The sequence below is a fragment of the Janthinobacterium amylolyticum genome (assembly GCF_051380655.1).
Lineage (GTDB): Bacteria > Pseudomonadota > Gammaproteobacteria > Burkholderiales > Burkholderiaceae_D > Janthinobacterium.
The window spans coordinates 286323-305360 of sequence record NZ_JBNYXL010000007.1 but is presented as its reverse complement, the minus strand read 5'-3'; the positions used below and the strand labels follow the sequence as shown (position 1 = coordinate 305360).

Here is a 19038-nt window from a genome sequence, read left to right as displayed (position 1 = left end):
AAACAGGAGAGACGATGGCCAGCAACCAGCACTTCCCCGCCGTTTCCGACAGCCTGCCCTATCCCGTGTATTTCCGCCTCGACGATTATCACGCGCACCAGCAATTCGATTACCAGAGCCATCCGTGGGGACAGCTCACGTATTGCTCTACCGGCGTGATGGAAATCATGGTGGCAGGCCAGCGCTATCTGTCGCCGCCCCAGTACGCCGTCTGGATACCGCCCGAGACCTTGCATGACGGCTATATCCGCCAGGATGTCGTGTTTCACTCGGCGTATATCGATGCCAGCCTGTGCGCGCAGTTGCCGGCGCAACCGTGCGCGCTGGTCTTGAGTCCCTTGCTGAAAGCCATCCTTGGCGACTTCGCCGACCGGGGCGTCACGACACCCGCCACCGAGGCCGACCAGCGTCTGGCACAAGTGCTGGTCGATCAATTGCGGCTGGCGCCCTGCAGCCGCAACTATTTGCCGGGCAGCGACGAGCCCGTCATTGCGGCGCTGCTGGCCGCCCTGCAGGCGGAGCCGGGCAGTAACCGCTCACTGGCCGACTGGGCCGCGCAACTGCATGTCACCGAACGCACCCTGGCGCGCCGCTGCCAGCGCGAACTGGGCATGCCGTTCGGCGAATGGCGCCAGCGCCAGCGCTTCCTGGCCGCCCTGCCACTGCTGGAAAAAGGCGACACCGTGCAGGCGATCGCGCTGGAACTGGGCTACAGCACGGCGTCCGCCTTCATCGCCATGTTCCGCCGGCAAAGCGGCGGCACGCCCGACCAGTTCCGCCGCGGCCTGCGCTGAAAAAGCCAAACCGGGCCATCCGCTTTGTCATATGCGAATGCTAAAATTCAAACATCTTTCCCGAGAGCAAAAGGACGCGCATGAACCCCAGCACCGAAACGGCCCATGAAACCCCAGGCAGCAAGGATGCGCCGCAGGTGACGGAGACAGCCGTGACGGCGCCAGCACCCATCACGCTCGACAAAGAAGCCATACCTACCGTACTGGGCAAGCTGCGCACCCTGGTGCAGGACAAGACGCGTTTCGAGCCGCACGACATCACGCCGCTGGGCGAGGAAGATGCGCTGCAGGATTTTTCGCTGCAAGCGAACTACGCGCTGGAAGCGCGCTTCGAGCAGCGCGTCATCAACGGCTATTTCACGCCGGCCGGCAGCGACTGCCGCTGCCAGGGTGGCCTGCACGAGGTGGGAGCACTTGCTCACGCGCAGGAGAAGGAACGCCTGCGCCGCGCGGCGAGCAAGCTCGACAATGCTTTGCGCCAGGCGGGCCAGGCCTACAACGGCGTCGAGGCGGGACTGTACCTGCCGCACGCCGTCAAGCACTGGCACCTCGACACTTGCGGCAACTGCCATGGCGATGGCCGCATCAGTTGCCACACCTGCTACGGCGCCACCACGGAAACCTGCTGGAGCTGCCACGGCGGGCGCACCGTCAGCTGCGACGGCTATGGCTGCTATGGCAGCGGCAAGGTGTCGTGCTCGTATTGCAGCGGCAGCGGCACGGTCTCCGAACAGGTCACCGACTACATCACGGTGCAAGTGCCCACTACCACCTACAGCAACGGCAGCTCGCATACCAGCTACCACAGCGAAACGCGGCCCCAGTACCGCACCGAATACCGCTCTTGCTACCATTGCAGCTACGGCAAGGTCAGCTGCAACACCTGCCACGGTTCCGGCAACATCAATTGCGGCACCTGCCGCGCCAGCGGCAAGGTCACGTGCCGCACCTGCAGCGGCGTGGGCGACTTGCGCTGCAACCCGTGCGACGGTTCCGGCAAGGTGGGCAAGGCGGCCTGGGTCGACGTGCACGTGGCGCCCGGCTACAGCGTCAGCCTGCCCAAGCAGGCACCCGAGGACGCGCAGCGCATTCGCGACAAGGAGAGCGTGCACTCACTGGCCGCCATCGCCGGCAGTCTCGCCCTGGCGAAAGTGAGCATTTACAATGAAGACCAGCCGCAGGAGGTCGACGCCCTGTATGCGGCCAAGCTGCGCATCGTGCGCCTGGACGCCGCCTGCAACGGGGAAAAGCACCATCTGGTGGCGTATGGCACCGACCTGCGCTGGCTGACCCTCGACGACATCGTGGAAAAGCTGCTGCGCGGCGACCTCAAGGCGCTCAGCGACGCGCTGGCCGGCAGCGCCGACGACGGCCTGTTCTCGGCCCACGTACAGGGCCTGCTCACGCCGCTGCGCGACGTGGCCGCCTCGGAACTGAACGCGGACGTGATCGACTCTGTGCTCAGCGGAGAAACCGATCACGCCCACGTCGACGTGGTATCCAGCAAGTATGCGCAGAATGTGCGTACCTGCGTGCTGGGCGCGCTGCGCCAGGTGTACACACGGCTGGCCAAGCAGTTCTGGTGGAAAAGCGCGCTGGCCGCATTGGCCGTCGCCATCGCCACCTGGTACTTCGCGGGACGCGGCATGGCGGCGCTGGCCGGCCTGCTCGTCACGGGCGCCGCCTACTGGCTGTTCAACCGCAAGGTGAAAAAAGTGCTCAGTGAAGCGCTGGGCGGCGAGCAGCAGGCCGAACGCGCCATGCGCATCGCCGGCAAGGGCCGCCGCAACCAGCTGGCGCAAGTGCTGATACTCGCCCCGGCCAGCCTGGCCGTGCTGGCCGCCAGCTATGGCTTGCCCACCCGCGTGCGCGCGCCCGCGCCGCCGGCACAGGCGGCCCTGGCGTCGGTGCCCGTCGCGCCCCACGCGCCAGCCGCGCCTGTGCCTGACGCCAGCACGCCGAAAGCCGTCAAGCTGTATGAGAACGGCGACAAGGTGCAAGCGCTGGCCATGCTGGAAAGCCTGGTTGGCAAGGGCGACGCCAGCGCGTATGGTTTGTATGGCTGGATGCGGCTGATGGGCGAAGGCCAGGGCGGCCCCGTCACGGCGCCGACGGCGCAGCAGCGCGAAGCGCGCCAGGTGGCCGCCAAGCCGCTGATCGGCAAGGGCCTGCTGAAGAACGACAGCTATGCGCTGACGGCCAAGGGTGTGATGCTGGCCGAGGGCTGGCAGGAACCGCGCAACATGGCGCGCGGCATGGACCTGCTGAAACAGGCGGCCAACAAGGGCAATGCGCAAGCCATGCATCTGCTGGGCCTGTACAACGTGCGCGGCTACCAGATCCCCGTCAACCACAAGGAAGCGCGCAAATGGTTCACCCTGGCCGCTGACAAGGGCAGCGCGGGCGACATCTACAATCTGGGATTGATGGACTGGGAAGGCGCGGGCCTGAAACGTCCCGACCGCGCCAGCGCCATGCAGCGCTGGAAAATCGCCGCCGCCATGGGCGAGGAGCGCGCGATCAAGGCGGTGGCGCAGGGCAAGCCTTAAGGAGCACCTGAGAAAAAGCCGATGGCGTTGTTGCGTTGCCTGGCCGTACATTCGTACTGCCTGCGGCAGCGCGCCTGGCCCTGAGCATTGTTCAGGCGCTCCTGCAGCACGGCGGCAAGCGTCGCCGCTTTTAATTTTTATGCAGCGGCGGCCAGCGCCTGCAAGGCCATCGGATTCGGCGTCGGCTCGGCGACTTTCGTCAGCAGGTTGCGGTCCGTGTGGTGGAACGGCTCATCCTTGCCGCGGATCAGCATGACCGTGTCTTCGTCATAGCCCCACGTGCCATCGGCGTGGATGTCGACCTTGATGCGGTATTCGACGGTGGTGAACGCGTGTTCGAGGAAAGGGTTCGAGCAGATGCCGTAGGCCGTCGAATCGCGCCTGGCCACCAGTTCGAAACTGGTGGCGTCCGCCGTCGTCGTGCCGGACGCCATGGCGATCTGGCCGCGCGGGATGGCCAGCGTCTGGATCACGGCGCCCGTGGCCGGCTCCCACAGCCAGTAACCCACCTGTTCATGATACGTTTTGACTTGGTCCGGCTTGGTGATGTGGATGTAGTAGCGCAAGCCGTAGAACAGCTGCGGGCCGTTGGTGACGGGGTCGATCGGCTGCAGTTCGATACGCTCGACAAACGCCTGCTTGCGCGGGCCATCGGCCTTCGGCTTGACGTCCAGGCCGCGCGTGCCCGTCCAGATGCCGGCCATGCCGGTCAGGGGACCCAGGTTATTCAAAGTGTGCACGTCGGCGGACGGCTCGGTGTAGATATCTTCGGGAAAATCGCTCATGCGGAAGTCTTCAAAATGGGGCAACAGTGCTTGCCGCCATTGTAAGACGCGCGCCGCCGGCGGCAAAGCGCCTGCCGTCAGGGAAAGTGCGTAATGTGGCGTTCGATGAACAGCAGGGCCGCTGCCGCCAGCGCGGGACGCTGCGTTTCAAACACGGCCGCATCGCGCGCCTGCAGCAGGCTGGCAGCCACCTCGGGCAGGTCCAATGCACCGGCGATGACCGCCGCCACCGCGTCGATATTGGCGTACAGGGCGCTGTCAAAACCTTCCCAGTCCACATAGGCCAGCCACTCGGCCAGCATCACCATGCCGGCAACGGGCGGCGCCAGGGCCGCGATGCGCTCGACGCGCAGCACGCTGTCGCTGCCGATGTCTGCCTGCTGCAGCACGGCCAGCGCCACGTGCTGCAGCGCGTCGTCCGGGTCGCGCCCGTATTTGTTCAGCAGGCGCTGCGTGAGCGTATAGCGTTCGGCGTCGATGCTGCGCAGGGCGGCCGCCACGTCGTACGCGTGCAGCGCCAGGTGGCGCGCCGCGCATGCCGCATCCACGCCAGCCCTGGCGGCGACGATATCGGTGAGCTGCTGCCGGCGCGCCGCATCCATGCTTACACCAGCGGCTCGGTCGAACCGCTCAGGGTGAAGATTTCAAAGCCCGTTTCCGTCACGGCCAGCGAGTGTTCGAACTGCGCCGACAGCGAACGGTCTTTCGTCACGGTCGTCCATTTATCCGGCAAGACCTTGACCTGGTAGCTGCCCACGTTGAGCATCGGCTCGATGGTAAAGATCATGCCCGGTTCCAGCACGATGCCGGTGCCGGCGCGGCCATAGTGCAGCACTTGCGGCGTGTCGTGGAAGACCTGGCCCACGCCATGGCCGCAGAAGTCGCGCACGGAAGAAAAGCCCTGCGCCTTGGCCACGGCTTCGATGGCGGCGCCCACGTCGCCCAGGGTCGCGCCCGGACGCACGGTATGGATGCCGGCCATCATGGCTTCATACGCCGTGTTGACGAGGCGGTTTGCCAGGATGGACACGGCGCCCACCTTGAAGGTCCGGCTGGTGTCGCCGAACCAGCCATTGAACTTCGGCGTCACGTCGATGTTCAGGATGTCGCCCACTTTGAGGATCTTGGTCTCCGACGGGATGCCGTGCGTGACCACGTGATTGACGGAGATGCAGCTGGCGTGCTTGTAGCCGTGGTAGTCGATGGTGCCGGGGATGGCGCCGGCGGCGCGCATGAACTCTTCGCACAGGGCGTCAAGTTTGGCCGTCGACACGCCAGGTTTCACGAAAGGCGCGATGTAGTCGAGCGTGTCGGCGGCGATGCGGCCGGCCGCGCGCATGCCGATGAAGCCTTCTTCATCATGCAGGGGGATTTTCTTGCCGTGTTCAAGCTGGGTGGAATAGCGCATGGTTGTCTTCTTGGTTGTATTGGTTAGTGTGTGGTGTGGGCGGCCCAGCCGCGCACGGCGTCGTGCGAGGCGCGCAGCATGGCGTCGACGCTGGCCGGGATCGGCCGCTCCTGGGTCAGGTAAGGCTTGACGACGGCCACGGGGGCGTCGATCAGCACGAATTTGAGCAGCATGTGGTCGAGGTCCAGCTCCGTGGTGCCGGGCATGGCTTCGGCGCAGCGGGCGAAGCAGGCATCGAGCGCGGCCTGTTCTTCTTCCACGGCGGCCAGCAATTCCTCGCTGAGGCCGCCGTTGAAATCGGGGCTGTCCGCGCATTGCAGCAGGAAGCGCGCATACACGGGCTTGCGCCGGCACCAGTCCAGCAAGCCATGCACGCCGGCCCACGTGTCGCCGCCGATCCAGCGGCTGGCCACTTCCTCGCGGAAGTCGCTTTTCACGCGCAGCCAGGCGCGCGCCAGGATGGCGTTGCGCGAATCGAAGCGGTGATACACGGAACCGATGGGTGCCCCCGCCTTGACGGCGATGGCGGCCATCGACACGGCGGCCACGCCGCACTGGGCGGCGACGGCGATCGCGCTGTCGATGAAATTGTTTTCGTTGAATTTAGCTAGTCTGACCATTCCAAATAGAATACAGATTCTATTTGAATTCGTCAAGCGCCTCCGTTCGGCGAGAACGGGACAAACAAGAGTTGCCTTGCTGCCTTACAATGGCATGCACGAACCGCCACAAGGAGAATCCGCTTGCTTACGCCCCCCTTCATCGCCTCCTCACGCTTCGACGATCCACGCCTGGCATTGGAACAAGTGCAAGCCATCTACCGCAGCAGTATCGAACACTTGCGCGATGCGCTGCAGCGTTTTGTCGCCGGCGAAGACATGCACGAGCGCGTGCGCGCCTGCTACCCGTTCGTGCGCATCCAGACCGACACCGTGGCGCGCGCCGACTCGCCGCTGGCCTACGGCTTTGTCGCCGGCCCCGGCGTGTTTGAAACCACCCTGACGCGCCCCGACCTGTTTGGCGACTACTACCTCGACCAGTTTACCCTGCTGCTGAAAAACCATAACGGCGGCCAGAAGGTACACTTGGAAGTAGGCGTCAGCGCCCAGCCGATTCCCGTGCATTTCTCGTTCGCCGAGCATGACCATATCGAGGGCAATATGGACGCGGGCCGCCGCCTGGCCATGCGCGACCTGTTCGACCTGCCCGACCTGTCGGCCATGGACGACGGCATCGCCAACGGCACGCATGAACCGGCGCATGGCGAAGCGCAGCCGCTGGCGCTCTTCACGGGTCCGCGCGTCGATTATTCGCTGCAGCGCCTGCGCCACTACAGCGGCACCTCGCCGCAGCACTTCCAGAACTTCGTGCTGTTTACCAATTACCAGTTCTATATCGACGAATTCATCCGCCTGGGGCACGCCATGATGGAGCGCGCGCCCGATGCGGCCGCGCCATCGGACGATGACGGCTACATCGCCTTTGTCGAACCGGGCAACGTGGTCACGCGCAGGGTCGGCCAGACGGTGGAAAGCGAAGATGCGCTGGGCGCCGCCCCGCCGCGCCTGCCGCAGATGCCCGCCTACCACCTGCTGCGCGCGGACGGCAGCGGCATCACCATGGTCAATATCGGCGTCGGTCCGGCCAATGCGAAAACCATCACCGACCATATCGCCGTGCTGCGCCCGCACGCCTGGCTGATGCTGGGCCACTGCGCCGGCTTGCGCACCACGCAAAGCCTGGGCGACTACGTGCTGGCGCACGCGTATGTGCGCGAAGACCATGTGCTCGATGAAGACTTGCCGCTGTGGGTGCCGATCCCGCCGCTGGCGGAAATCCAGCAGGCGCTGCAAACGGCGGTGGCGGAAATCACCCAGCTGACCGGGCATGACCTGAAACACATCATGCGCACGGGGACGGTGGCCAGCACGGACAACCGCAACTGGGAACTGCTGCCGCAGCGCACGCCGGAACGCCGCTTCAGCCAGAGCCGCGCCATCGCGCTGGACATGGAAAGCGCGACGATCGCCGCCAACGGCTTCCGCTTCCGCGTTCCCTACGGCACCCTGCTGTGCGTGAGCGACAAGCCGCTGCACGGCGAAATCAAGCTGCCCGGCATGGCCAACCACTTCTACCGGGAAAGGGTCGACCAGCACCTGCGCATCGGCATCCGCGCCGTGGAACTGCTGCGCCGCCAGGGCGTCGACCGGCTGCACAGCCGCAAATTGCGCAGCTTTGCCGAGGTGGCGTTTCAGTAAACACGGCGATTCAGGAGAGAAGCCGGGGATTGCTCGGAACATGGCATTCTCCCGGCACGCTCACCCAAGGCCACGGCCCGGATTGCAGCCCCTTCAAGCAATCCATGCCGCGCAAATGCGACAAGTTGATGCTCCCGTGGCATGCCGGCAATCGCCTGGACAAGATGCCAGTCAAGCTGGCTGGCGAACGAGGCATGCCTGGTCGCGCCGGTTCACGGTTGCGTCTCGTAATGCAGCGCATATGTCCCGCTGCTGCGCCTGATGCGCGCAAAACCAAGTTCGCCCAGGTGCATGCCGGCGATCAGCAGTTTTTCGGAGCAGACCAGGTCCAGCAGCCGTGAACGGGTGGTGGCTGCCGTGGCGGGGTCCTGGTCAAAAGCGATCGATACGTCCGGCCGCTCTATCTGGATATGCGGAAAATGCACGATATCGCCCCATACCAGCAAGCTTTGCGCATGCGATTCGAGCAGATATCCCGTATGGCCCGGCGTGTGGCCAAGCAGCGGCATCGCCTGTATGCCGGGAAGCACCTCACCGTCGAGGAAAGTACGCAGCTGCCCACGATAGCTGTCGAAAACGCGGCGCGCCATGGCGAAATTGCCCTTGGCACGCGCACTAGCCCGGCTGAGATTGCCGTCATCTTGCCAGAACGCCACTTCACCTTGATGCACGACAAGCTCCGCATTGGGAAAGCTGCGCTGTCCAGCCGCGTCGACCAGCCCACCCACATGATCGGGATGGGCATGGGTGAGCAGGATGGTGTCGATGGATGCGGCGTCTATGCCTGCGCGCAGCAAATTGTCGCGCAGCCGGCCACCCCATTGCTTGACGCCCCCCGCCCCGCCATCGATGAGTATGCTGCGGTGTGCGCTACGCACAATATAGCAATTGATGTGCACGGCGTCCGGCGCAGCCTGCCCTGCGGCGCCCTGCATGTTGGCGGCCTCGGCCGGATCGATATTCGACAAGAATTCGAGGCTGGCGGACAGGTAGCCGTCACTGACCGCGGTGACCGTGAAGTCGCCGACCAGCTGGTTTGGAAAGAGAGAGGGGGACATGTTTTTTTCTTTAGGAAACGTTTCAGTTAAACGCATCGATGGCCTCAGACGCAAAGCAGCGTATGCGCGCCGTCAAGCCGGCATGGCGCATGATGGCGCTGTCCAGTCCTTCCATGAATGCCTGCATCACCGCTGGCGTGCGACAGCCATCGATGCGGTATAGCAGTTCGGCAAAGACCGGATGACCATATCCGGGCCGCACGCCGACATACATGACATGCACTTTGCCGGGGGCCGCTTGCAGCACGCGCGTGCACAGTTCGACGCAGTCGCGCGACAGCAGTGCCAGCTTTGCGGCGCAGGGCATGTGCTCCGTAGCGATATAGACAGTGAGATTGGGCATGACAGGCCTATCGCGCCGGTGCGGCATCGGTAACGTCCGAACTTCTCAGCTGTTGCGTCATTGGCGCATACAGGAAGACGCCCTGGGGCATGGACTCGGCAAGCGGTGCATGTTGCCGAGGCAATTTTGCCAGCCAACGGCGTGGCGGCAATTGCTCGAGTGCCACGGCGCGCATGGTCAGGGGACTGAGCCCCAGCGCAAGCAGAGATTCCGGGCCCGTGGCACACAGCACCAGCAATTCGTCCGCTGCCACCGCTGGCGCCAGGCCGATATCGCTGTAGAGGTTACGGTGCCAGTCCGTGATGTGGCGCTGCCAGCTGGCGAAGTTTCCGCCGCCTTTCTGCCGGTATTCCTCTCCCGCCAGGACATCAAGGCCATCCATGGTATGGACGGCCAGGTAGACGGGGCAGCCACCGGTGAGCGCCTTGAAACGCTGCGAAGTGTGAAAGCCGCTCACGGAGATCAGTGCAGGGAGTTTTTCCAGCGTATAAAAATCGTTCCATTGCGCTTCGCTGCCGGGATCGGCAAAGCTGCATTCGACGGTATAAATCATCACATTATCCTTGGCATCAACGGTACATCGGCCTGCGAAACGCTGGCACTCATTGCACAAAGGTAATGGTAGTATGGTATTTTTGCCGTGAATAGCGATATAAAATCACCCTTCCATGATATTTACTCAAGCTCAAATTCCGCCCGCATCTGGAGCACGCCATGCGGCGTAAGATTCCCAGCAATACGGCACTGATGGCCTTCGAGGCGGCGGCGCGGCACGGCAGCTTCGCCCGGGCGGCCGACGAGCTGTCGCTGACCGAGGGCGCAATCAGCCGCCAGATTGGCCGCCTGGAACAGTTTCTGGGAGTGGCACTATTCCAGCGCGTAGGCAACCGCGTGCGGCTGGCGCCAAGCGGCGCGCGCTATGCGGTACAAGTGCGCGAGATTCTGGAACGGCTGGAACGCGACAGCCTGTATTTGATGGGGCAACCCATCGACGGCGCAAGTATCGATATTGCCGCGCTACCGACCTTCGCCAGCCGCTGGCTGATCCCGCGTCTGAAACGCTTCAAGGACCTGCATCCGCACATTACCGTACATATCGCCGAACGCATGGAGCCCTTTGTCCTGGCCGGCAGCGGTTTCGACGCGGCGATTCATTTTGAACATCCGGCATGGACGGGGATGCATTGCCACCGCTTGCTGGAGGAAATTCTGGTCCCCGTCTGCAGCCCGGCACTGCTCGCCACCAGCGCCGGGCTGTCGCTGGACGCCCTGCCGCTGCTGCACCGGCGCCAGAATCCGGACGCCTGGCAAGACTATGCCCAGGCGGCCGGCATCGGGCTGGCCAATCCTGCGGTGGGCCCCCGCTACGATCTGCACGCCATGTTGATTGAAGCGGCGCTCGCCGGCTTGGGCGTGGCACTGGTACCGCGACTGTATATCGAGGCGGAGCTTCGCCAAGGCCGCCTGGTGGCGCCCTGGCCGGATGGCCACACTATCAGCAAGAGATTTTGCCTGGTACTGCCCGAGCCTGTTGCCCTCAGCGCCGCCGCACTGCAGGCATTTGCGCAGTGGCTGCTCGAGGAGGCAAGGGCATCAAGGCCTTGACTGGCCCTGCTGGCGACACTTACAGGAAGCGATCCAAAATCTTCCGCGTCGTCTTGTCGATATTGAACATGTCGCGTATCAGGAAGTGAATGCCGTGGTTGTCCGCGATCAGGAGTGACGCGGCGCCGATGCGGCGGATGTCTTCCTCGCCTTTCAGCACGAATTGCGTCTCGCCCCGGTCCGTGTCGACGTACCAGGTGCATGGCGTGGCGAAGCTGGACACGCTTTTCACGCGCGCGATCTCGGGCATGAATTCGCGCCCTTCCAGCTCTTCCTGCAGCAGGCTGCGGGTCGGCTCCGGCAAGGCGTCGACATGGTCGATCCATGCCACTTCCTTGCCATTGCCCAGCACCAGCGAAATGCCTTCGTCGGGCGACTGGATGGGAAAGGCGCGCACGGGCGCCACGCCTTCAAAAACCTGGCCGTCCGCGTCCGTCATCACCAGCTTGCCGAAGGTGTCGCGGTGTAATGTAAAAGTTGTGCTGGCCATGCTTATTCCTTGTCATCCAGGGCGAGTTCGTTATTGCGCGCCTGTGCTTCGTAGAGGCGGAAATAGGCGCCCTCTTTCGCCATCAGTTCATCGTGACTACCCACTTCGACGACCTGGCCACGGTCCAGCACCACCAGGCGGTCGGCGCGGTGCAGGGTCGACAGCCTGTGCGCGATGGCGATGGTCGTGCGGCCCTGCACCAGATTGTCCAGCGCCTTCTGAATCTCTTTTTCCGTTTCCGAGTCCACCGACGATGTGGCTTCATCCATGATCAGGATACGCGGGTCGATCAGGAGCGCGCGGGCGATCGAGATGCGCTGGCGCTCGCCGCCGGACAAGCCCTGGCCGCGCTCGCCCACCATCGAATCGTAGCCTTGCGGCAGGCGCAGGATGAATTCATGCGCATGCGCGGCGCGCGCCGCGGCAATGATGTCCTGGCGCGTCGCGTGCGGCTTGCCGTAGGCGATGTTTTCCGCGATGGTGCCGAAGAACAGGAACGGCTCCTGCAGCACCAGGCCGATATTGCGGCGGTAGTCGGAGACGGCGAACGAGCGGATGTCTACGCCGTCAAGCAAGATCGCGCCTTCCGAGACGTCATAGAAACGGCAGATCAGGTTGACCAGGGTGCTCTTGCCCGAACCGCTGTGGCCCACCAGGCCGATCATCTCGCCCGCCTTGATGTTCAGGGTGATGCCACGGTTGACTGCCCGGTTGCCATAGCGGAAACCGACTTCGCGCAGGTCGATGCGTCCTTCGATCTTCTCCAGCTTCACCGGTTGCGCCGGTTCCGGCACGCTCGACACGTGATCGAGAATGTCGAAGATGCGCTTGGCGGCGGAGGCCGATTTCTGCGTCACGGAGACGATGCGGCTCATGGAATCGAGGCGGCCATAGAAACGCGTGCTGTAGGCGATGAAGGCGGTCAGCACGCCGACGGTGATTTCGCCGCGCGACAGCTGCCAGATGCCGAAGCACCAGATGACCAGCAAACCCATCTCCGTCAGGAAGGAAACGGTGGGCGAGAACAGCGACCAGACTTTATTGAGCTTGTCGTTGACGGCCAGGTTGTGCGCGTTGGCGTCGCGGAAGCGGGCCGCTTCGCGTTTTTCCTGCGCAAACGCTTTCACCACGCGGATGCCGGGAATCGTATCGGCCAGCACGTTGGTCACTTCGCTCCACACGCGGTCGATCTTTTCAAAGCCCGTGCGCAGGCGGTCGCGCACCAGGTGGATCATCCAGGCGATGAAGGGCAATGGCGCCAGGGTCATGATCGCCAGCCACGGATTCATCGACCACAGGATCACGCCCGTCATGATGATCATCAGCACGTCGGAAGCGAAATCGAGCAAATGCAGCGACAGGAAGACGCAGATGCGGTCGCTGCCGCTGCCGATGCGCGCCATCAGGTCGCCCGTGCGCTTGCCGCCAAAGAATTCCAGCGACAGCTTCATCAGGTGTTCATACGTGGCCGAGCGCAAGTCGGCGCCCATGCGTTCGGACACCAGGGCCAGCACATAGGTCTTGCCCCAGCCCAGCAGCCAGGCCAGCAGGGCCGAGCCCAGCAAGCCGCTCATGTAGTACACCACCAGCCACGGGTCGATATGCTTGCCGTTCTGATACGGGATCAGCACATTGTCCATCAGCGGCGCCGTCAGGTAGGGCGGAATCATGTGCGCGGCGGTGCTCAGCAGCATCAGCATGAAGCCCAGGGCCAGCTGGCCACGGTAGGGATGGGCGAAGCGCCACAGCCGGAACAGGGTCCAGGTCGATGGCGGCGTATGCAGCACCTTGGCGCAGATCGGGCACTCTTCCTGCTCCGGCTCCAGGGGCGCCTTGCAGCTCGGGCACACTTCCTGTTCCGCTTCCAGCACGGGCTGGCCCGTCAGGTGGCTGTCGAGGCGCTCGACGAACTGCTCCAGCACGCGGATGGCGTGCAGGTTCTGTCCCAGGGTAAAACGCCACGACGCCAGGCGGCCGTGGTCGTCGAACAGTTCCAGGTGGCCGACGCCAGCGTGATCGTGGTGCGTGAGACGCAGTCCGGGGCGGAAAGACCAGCTTTTCCAGGCGCTTTCGCCCGGCGAACGGGCCAGCAGGCGCTTCTCGGTGACAACTATTATGCCTTTTGTGAAACGTAATCGCGCATCGAGGTCAACCTCAACGCTACTTAAAACGTTCTCCCCTGGAGAAAGGTTGCTTTCCACTTCCGCCAGCCAGTGTTCAGGCAGTGATGTGAGGGGGATAGTTGTTGCAGGAACACTCAGTTCAGTTGTCATCGTAAAGCATACTCCGGCTCGAGGCCAAGCCCTTCACAGGGCGGGATTTGGGGGATGGGGCAAGTGCCCGATCAATGTTTGTGTACTGCGCGATGGCGGGGTTGATGCACCAGTGGCAATTTCCTGTATTGTATCGAATGGATGCTTCCCGGTAAGGAATGATGGCAAAACGGCGTAAAAAAACGCGCGATCGTGACAGGAAGTACCAGCCGGGCGCGGCGCTTTTGCAACGCCGGGCCAGCGCTGAAGTATACAACAGCTGGAAGCCAGGCAAATGTCTCGGCCAGGATACAAGATGGTGTGTTTTTAATAATAATGGCAACATTTAGTAACAATTAGAGCGGCAACACCAGCAGAATACGAGAGGCAAACGCGACAAGAGACCGCTAAAGGTGGCACACTGCGCATACCCGGGATAAAGAACCAAGCACGAGCCTGAAAAGTCTCTGTAAAGCCAACATAAAGTATCTGGCGCCCAGACGCCTGGCTTGTTATCAAGAAACCACTTACATGATCAAGAAGAAGAACATCGAATTTGTCCGCGTCACCCACTTGCGCGGCCCCAACATCTGGACTTACCGCCCGGTGATTGAAGCCTGGGTCGACATCGGCGAACTGGAAGATTACCCATCGAACACCCTGCCCGGCCTGTACGAGCGTCTCGTCGCATGGCTGCCTGGCATGATCGAACACCGCTGCGGCGTGGGCGAACGGGGCGGCTTTTTCGAGCGCCTGCGCGAAGGCACGTGGTCGGCCCACATCCTCGAGCACGTGGTGCTGGAGCTGCAAAACCTGGCCGGCATGCGCACGGGTTTCGGCCAGACGCGTTCTACCAGCCAGCGCGGCGTCTACAAGATGGCCTTCCGCACACGCGAGGAACACGTCGGCCGCGCCGCCCTGGCGACCGCCCGCACCATCCTGATGGCCGCCATCAACGATGAAGCCTTCGACCTGGAAGCGGCCCTGGTGCCGCTGCGCGACATGGTCGATTCGCGCTGCCTGGGCCCGAGCACGGCGAGCATCGTCGATGCCGCCACCGAACGCCGCATCCCTTCGCTGCGCCTGAATGACGGCAACCTGGTGCAACTGGGACATGGCGCCGCGCAGCGCCGCATCTGGACGGCCGAAACGGACCGCACCAGCGCGATCGCCGAAGGCATCGCCAGCGACAAGGACCTCACCAAATTCCTGCTCAAATCGTGCGGCGTGCGCGTGCCCGAAGGCAGCCTGGTACGCAGCGCCGAGGCGGCGTGGGAAGAAGCGCAGGACATCGACGTGCCTGTCGTCGTCAAGCCGTATGACGGCAACCATGGCCGCGGCGTGTCGCTGAACCTGATGACGGAAGCGGACGTGAAGGCCGCTTATGAGCTGGCCGCGCGCAAGGGCGACAGCTCGGCCGTGCTGGTGGAAAGCTTCATCACGGGCGACGAACACCGTCTGCTCGTCGTCGGCAACAAGCTGATCGCGGCCGCCAAGGGCGAATCGCTGTGGGTCGATGGCGACGGCGTCTCCACCGTGCTGGAACTGGTGAACGCGCAAATCAATACCGACCCGCGCCGCGGCGAAGGCGAGGATTTCCCGCTGGGCACCGTCAAGCCGCATGAATCGGGCGAAATCGTGCTGGAACTGCAGCGCCAGGGCATGACCGCCCTGTCCGTGCCGCAGGCCGGCCAGAAAGTGCTGATCCAGCCGAACGGCAACGTGGCCATCGACGTCACGGACGACGTGCATCCGTCCGTCGTGCATGCGGCCCTGCTGGCCGCCCGCGTGGTGGGCCTGGATATCGCCGGCATCGACCTGGTCACAAAAGACATCACGCGTCCGCTGGAAGAGCAGCGCGGCGCCATCATCGAAGTCAATGCCAGCCCTGGCCTGCTGGCGCACATCAAGCCGGGCGTGGGCCAGCCCCGCCCTGTCGGTGCGGCCATCGTCGACCACCTGTTCGCGCCAGAGGAAACGGGCCGCATTCCGCTGATCGGCGTGACGGGCACGCGCGGCGCCAGCCTGATCGTGCGCATGCTGTGCAAACTCCTTAATCTGTCCGGTCTGCACACGGGCGCCGTCTGCAGCGAAGGCATGTACCTGGACCAGCGCCGCGTCGTCAGCAGCGATTGCGTGAACTGGGACGCGGGCCAGCGCCTGCTGCTCAACCGCACCGTGCAGACCGCCCTGTTCGAGAGCAATCCGCGCATGATCCTGGCCGAAGGCCTGGCCTACGACAAATGCCAGGTCGGCATCGTGACGGACATGGGCAGCCTCGATAGCGTCAAGGATTTCGACGTGCTCGATGATGCGGGCCTGTACAAGGTCGTGCGCAGCCAGGTCGACGTGGTCGTGCCGAGCGGCGTGGCCGTGCTGCACGCGGCCCACCCGCAAGTGCTGGAACTGGCCGAGCTGTGCGACGGCAGCGTGACCCTGTACGCGCAGGATGGCAGCCTGCCCGCCATCGCAGCCCAACTGGCAGCGGGGCAGCGCGCCGCTTTCGTGCGCGGCAACCATATCGTGCTGGCCGAAGGCGGCATCGAAACGGTCCTGCTGTGCCTGGACCTGCTCAAGCCTGCCACCGCCGGCAATGTCGACAGCGTGCTGGCCGTGGCCGCCGCCGCCTGGGCCATGAACCTGCCCGTCGACCTGATTTGCGCCGGACTGCGCACCTTTGACGCGGCGCCCGGATGCATCGGCAATTGAAAACCAGAGACGTCAAACCAAACCGACTGCGCCTCGCGATTTGCGGCCTCCGATGCTCACTGTGCATCCGCACAGCTCCGCTTCTCGGCCACAAATCCCATCCGCTCGCTACGGTTTGATTTGACGTAAAAGCCCGGCTACGGCCGGGCCCACAAGAACACAACAGGATTACGGTTTAATTATGGAAGTATCTCGCGTACGGGCCTTGCGGGGCCCTAACCTCTGGAGCCACGACACCGCCGTGGAAGCCATTGTTTCCTGCACCACGCAGGAACTCGACATCGCCCAGCTGCCTGGCTTCGAAGCCCGCCTGCGCGCACTCTTTCCGCAACTGAGCCCGCTGCAGCCGCTGGGCAATTACAACGCCGCGCCGATGGCGCAGGTGCTGGAACTGGCGGCCCTGGGCCTGCAGGCGCAAGCCGGCTGCCCCGTCACCTTCAGCCGCACCACGCCGACGCTGGAAACGGGCATCTTCCAGGTCGTCGTCGAATACTCGGAAGAAGCCGTTGGCCGCCTGGCCCTGGAACTGGCGCAGAAGCTGTGCCAGGCCGCGCTGGACGACACCCCTTTCGACCTGGCCGGCGCCCTGCACCAGCTGACGGAACTCGATGAAGACGTGCGCCTGGGTCCATCGACGGGCGCCATCGTCAACGCCGCCGTGGCCCGCAACATCCCGTTCCGCCGCCTGACCGAAGGCAGCCTGGTGACGTTCGGCTGGGGCAGCCGCCAGCGCAAGATCCAGGCCGCCGAAATGGACGGCACCAGCGCGATCGCCGAAGCCATCGCGCAGGACAAGGAACTGACCAAGAAACTGCTGGACTCGGCCGGCGTGCCGGTGCCGCACGGCCGTGTCGCCGTCGACGCGGACGATGCCTGGGCCGCCGCCTGCGAGATCGGCCTGCCGGTGGTCGTCAAGCCGAAGGACGGCAACCAGGGCAAGGGCGTGACAGTCAACATCACCACGCGCGAGCAGCTGACGGCCGGCTTCATCGCGGCGCAGGAATTCCGCGACGATATCCTTGTCGAACGCTACCTGCCGGGCCACGATTTCCGCCTGCTGGTGATTGGCAACAAGATGGTGGCCGCGGCCCGCCGCGACCCGCCGCAAGTGGTGGGCGACGGCCAGCACACGGTGCGCGAACTGGTCGACCAGGTCAACCTGGACCCGCGCCGCGGCAGCGGCCACGCCACCTCGCTGACGAAAATCCGCTTTGACGACATCGCCCTGGCCAGCCTGGCCAAGCAGGGCTATGTGGCCGACTCGGTGCCGCCGGTGGGCCAGCGCGTCATCCTGCGCAATAACGCCAACCTGTCGACGGGCGGCTCGGCCACGGACGTCACCGTCGACGTGCATCCGGAAGTGGCAGCGCGCGCCGTCGCGGCCGCGCACATGGTGGGCCTGGACATCTGCGGCGTGGACGTCGTCTCCGACAGCGTATTGAAACCGCTGGAAGAACAGAATGGCGGCATCGTCGAAGTCAATGCCGCACCGGGCCTGCGCATGCACCTGGCGCCATCGTTCGGCAAGCCGCGCCCGGTGGGCGAAGCCATCATCGCCGCCATGTTCGCCGAAGGCGATGATGGCCGCATCCCCGTCGTTGCCGTCACCGGCACCAACGGCAAGACCACCACCGTGCGCCTGATCGCCCACCTGCTCACCACCTCGGGCCTGCGCACCGGCATGACCAACACGGACGGCGTGTACATCGAAGGCCGCCAGATCGACAGCGGCGACTGCAGCGGCCCGCGCAGCGCGCGCAACGTGCTGCTGCACCCTGACGTCGACGCGGCCGTGTTCGAGACGGCGCGCGGCGGCATGCTGCGCGAAGGCCTGGCCTTCGACCGCTGCCAGGTTGCCGTCGTCACCAACATCGGCGCCGGCGACCACCTGGGCCTGAACTACATCACCACCGTGGAAGACCTGGCGGTGCTGAAGCGCGTGATCGTGCAGAACGTGGCCGACAGCGGCGTGGCCGTGCTGAACGCCACCGACCCTGCCGTGGCCCGCATGGCCAAGAACTGCAGCGGCACGGTGACTTTCTTCGCCGCCGACAAGACGCACCCCGTGATGGCCACGCACCGCGCGCAAGGCAACCGCGTGGTCTTCGTCGAAGACGGCAAACTGGTGGCGGCGCAGGGCCAGGAGCGCCACGAGATCGCCCTGTCGCAGGTGCCGATCACGCGCAATGGCGCCATCGGCTTCCAGGTCGACAACGTCATGGCTTCGCTGGCCGCGGCATGGGCCGTGGGCCTGGACTGGAAGACCATCGCGCTGGGCCTGAAAACCTTCGCCAATGAAGCCGACAATGCGCCGGGCCGCTTCAACGTCTTCGATTACAAGGGCGCCACCCTGATCGCCGACTACGGCCACAATCCGGACGCCATCCTGGCGCTGGTGCAGGCCGTGGAAAGCATGCCGGCCAAGCGCCGCTCGGTGGTCATCAGCGGCGCCGGCGACCGCCGCGACGAAGACATCCGCCAGCAGACGGAAATCCTCGGCGCCGCGTTTGACGACGTGCTGCTGTACCAGGACCAATGCCAGCGCGGCCGCGCCGACGGCGAAGTGGTGGCACTGCTGCGCCAGGGCCTGGACGGCGCCAAGCGCACTACCCACATCGATGAAATCAACGGCGAATTCGTCGCCATCGACAAGGCCCTGGCGCGCCTGGGCGAGGGCGACCTGTGCCTGATCCTGATCGACCAGGTGGAAGAAGCGCTGGCGCACATCGCCAAGCGCGTCGCCGAAGCATAAGCGCAGCCTGACGGCATGCGAGGGCGGCCTGCGGG

The 19038-nt window shown here is 64.4% G+C and carries 15 protein-coding genes; 6 read left to right on the top strand and 9 right to left on the bottom strand.

The genetic code is table 11. The features are described from left to right. Positions 1-14 precede the first annotated feature (14 nt). Positions 15-794: an AraC family transcriptional regulator gene (locus tag ACQ4WR_RS17055; protein WP_436488650.1), complete on the top strand. Its 780-nt coding sequence runs from the start codon at positions 15-17 to the stop codon at positions 792-794. Positions 795-874: 80 nt separating this feature from the next. Further along, a complete protein-coding gene (locus tag ACQ4WR_RS17050) occupies positions 875-3343 on the top strand; it encodes a tetratricopeptide repeat protein (protein WP_436488648.1) in 2469 nt (822 codons plus the stop codon). 137 nt (positions 3344-3480) lie between these two features. Here ACQ4WR_RS17050 and ACQ4WR_RS17045 read toward each other — a convergent pair whose 3' ends face one another. The 4 genes from ACQ4WR_RS17045 to ACQ4WR_RS17030 all read right to left on the bottom strand — a co-directional run bounded on the left by ACQ4WR_RS17045 (position 3481) and on the right by ACQ4WR_RS17030 (position 6156). Further along, positions 3481-4128 (bottom strand): FABP family protein, encoded by a 648-nt coding sequence (locus ACQ4WR_RS17045; protein ID WP_102295351.1) that lies wholly within the window; start codon positions 4126-4128, stop codon positions 3481-3483. Between the two features lie 77 nt (positions 4129-4205). Further along, the gene (locus ACQ4WR_RS17040) at positions 4206-4730 is read right to left on the bottom strand and encodes a hypothetical protein (RefSeq protein WP_436488646.1); all 525 of its coding nucleotides are present in this window, start codon (positions 4728-4730) and stop codon (positions 4206-4208) included. Between the two features lie 2 nt (positions 4731-4732). Next, complete coding sequence (gene map, locus ACQ4WR_RS17035) at positions 4733-5536, bottom strand: type I methionyl aminopeptidase (RefSeq protein WP_436488645.1); 804 nt, start codon at positions 5534-5536, stop codon at positions 4733-4735. A gap of 23 nt (positions 5537-5559) precedes the next feature. Continuing rightward, positions 5560-6156 carry a TetR/AcrR family transcriptional regulator gene (locus ACQ4WR_RS17030; protein WP_436488643.1) on the bottom strand — a complete coding sequence of 199 codons (597 nt, stop codon included), beginning with the start codon at positions 6154-6156 and terminating at the stop codon, positions 5560-5562. Positions 6157-6279: 123 nt separating this feature from the next. On the opposite strand from ACQ4WR_RS17030, the gene ACQ4WR_RS17025 reads away from it, so the two are divergent. Further along, positions 6280-7794: an AMP nucleosidase gene (locus tag ACQ4WR_RS17025; protein WP_102295344.1), complete on the top strand. Its 1515-nt coding sequence runs from the start codon at positions 6280-6282 to the stop codon at positions 7792-7794. Positions 7795-8006: 212 nt separating this feature from the next. On the opposite strand, the gene ACQ4WR_RS17020 is transcribed toward ACQ4WR_RS17025, so the two are convergent. Genes ACQ4WR_RS17020 through ACQ4WR_RS17010 form a run of 3 tightly spaced genes read right to left on the bottom strand, consistent with a single transcriptional unit; the run spans position 8007 to position 9748 of the window. Then, entirely contained in the window at positions 8007-8852 is an 846-nt protein-coding gene (locus ACQ4WR_RS17020) for an MBL fold metallo-hydrolase (protein WP_436488770.1), read from the bottom strand. Between the two features lie 22 nt (positions 8853-8874). Further along, entirely contained in the window at positions 8875-9195 is a 321-nt protein-coding gene (locus tag ACQ4WR_RS17015; RefSeq protein ID WP_436488641.1) for a hypothetical protein, read from the bottom strand. 7 nt (positions 9196-9202) lie between these two features. Then, positions 9203-9748, bottom strand: a complete 546-nt coding sequence (locus ACQ4WR_RS17010) for a sugar ABC transporter (protein WP_102295339.1) — start codon at positions 9746-9748, stop codon at positions 9203-9205. Between the two features lie 161 nt (positions 9749-9909). Between ACQ4WR_RS17010 and ACQ4WR_RS17005 the strand changes: the two genes are divergently transcribed. Then, positions 9910-10800 (top strand): LysR substrate-binding domain-containing protein, encoded by an 891-nt coding sequence (locus ACQ4WR_RS17005; protein WP_436488639.1) that lies wholly within the window; start codon positions 9910-9912, stop codon positions 10798-10800. A 19-nt stretch (positions 10801-10819) separates the two neighbouring features. Here the strand turns inward: ACQ4WR_RS17005 and ACQ4WR_RS17000 are convergent, their stop codons facing one another. Together ACQ4WR_RS17000 and ACQ4WR_RS16995 are read right to left on the bottom strand one after the other, a co-directional pair. Beyond that, positions 10820-11290, bottom strand: a complete 471-nt coding sequence (locus ACQ4WR_RS17000) for a cyanophycin metabolism-associated DUF1854 family protein (RefSeq protein WP_102295335.1) — start codon at positions 11288-11290, stop codon at positions 10820-10822. A gap of 2 nt (positions 11291-11292) precedes the next feature. Then, complete coding sequence (locus tag ACQ4WR_RS16995) at positions 11293-13563, bottom strand: cyanophycin metabolism-associated ABC transporter (protein WP_102295334.1); 2271 nt, start codon at positions 13561-13563, stop codon at positions 11293-11295. 510 nt (positions 13564-14073) lie between these two features. On the opposite strand from ACQ4WR_RS16995, the gene ACQ4WR_RS16990 reads away from it, so the two are divergent. Together ACQ4WR_RS16990 and cphA are read left to right on the top strand one after the other, a co-directional pair. Further along, the gene (locus tag ACQ4WR_RS16990; protein WP_436488636.1) at positions 14074-16251 is read left to right on the top strand and encodes a cyanophycin synthetase; all 2178 of its coding nucleotides are present in this window, start codon (positions 14074-14076) and stop codon (positions 16249-16251) included. A gap of 181 nt (positions 16252-16432) precedes the next feature. Next, positions 16433-19003 (top strand): cyanophycin synthetase, encoded by a 2571-nt coding sequence (cphA, locus tag ACQ4WR_RS16985; RefSeq protein WP_102295330.1) that lies wholly within the window; start codon positions 16433-16435, stop codon positions 19001-19003. Positions 19004-19038: the final 35 nt, after the last annotated feature.

Excerpts from the sequence above, each read along its gene's own strand:
- ACQ4WR_RS17055 (WP_436488650.1), top strand. The coding sequence starts at position 15 with ATGGCCAGCAACCAGCACTTCCCCGCCGTTTCCGACAGCCTGCCCTAT.
- ACQ4WR_RS17050 (WP_436488648.1), top strand. The coding sequence starts at position 875 with ATGAACCCCAGCACCGAAACGGCCCATGAAACCCCAGGCAGCAAGGAT.
- ACQ4WR_RS17045 (WP_102295351.1), bottom strand. The coding sequence starts at position 4,128 with ATGAGCGATTTTCCCGAAGATATCTACACCGAGCCGTCCGCCGACGTG.
- ACQ4WR_RS17040 (WP_436488646.1), bottom strand. The coding sequence starts at position 4,730 with ATGGATGCGGCGCGCCGGCAGCAGCTCACCGATATCGTCGCCGCCAGG.
- map (WP_436488645.1), bottom strand. The coding sequence starts at position 5,536 with ATGCGCTATTCCACCCAGCTTGAACACGGCAAGAAAATCCCCCTGCAT.
- ACQ4WR_RS17030 (WP_436488643.1), bottom strand. The coding sequence starts at position 6,156 with ATGGTCAGACTAGCTAAATTCAACGAAAACAATTTCATCGACAGCGCG.
- ACQ4WR_RS17020 (WP_436488770.1), bottom strand. The coding sequence starts at position 8,852 with ATGTCCCCCTCTCTCTTTCCAAACCAGCTGGTCGGCGACTTCACGGTC.
- ACQ4WR_RS17015 (WP_436488641.1), bottom strand. The coding sequence starts at position 9,195 with ATGCCCAATCTCACTGTCTATATCGCTACGGAGCACATGCCCTGCGCC.
- ACQ4WR_RS17010 (WP_102295339.1), bottom strand. The coding sequence starts at position 9,748 with ATGATTTATACCGTCGAATGCAGCTTTGCCGATCCCGGCAGCGAAGCG.
- ACQ4WR_RS17005 (WP_436488639.1), top strand. The coding sequence starts at position 9,910 with ATGCGGCGTAAGATTCCCAGCAATACGGCACTGATGGCCTTCGAGGCG.
- ACQ4WR_RS17000 (WP_102295335.1), bottom strand. The coding sequence starts at position 11,290 with ATGGCCAGCACAACTTTTACATTACACCGCGACACCTTCGGCAAGCTG.
- ACQ4WR_RS16995 (WP_102295334.1), bottom strand. The coding sequence starts at position 13,563 with ATGACAACTGAACTGAGTGTTCCTGCAACAACTATCCCCCTCACATCA.
- ACQ4WR_RS16990 (WP_436488636.1), top strand. The coding sequence starts at position 14,074 with ATGATCAAGAAGAAGAACATCGAATTTGTCCGCGTCACCCACTTGCGC.
- cphA (WP_102295330.1), top strand. The coding sequence starts at position 16,433 with ATGGAAGTATCTCGCGTACGGGCCTTGCGGGGCCCTAACCTCTGGAGC.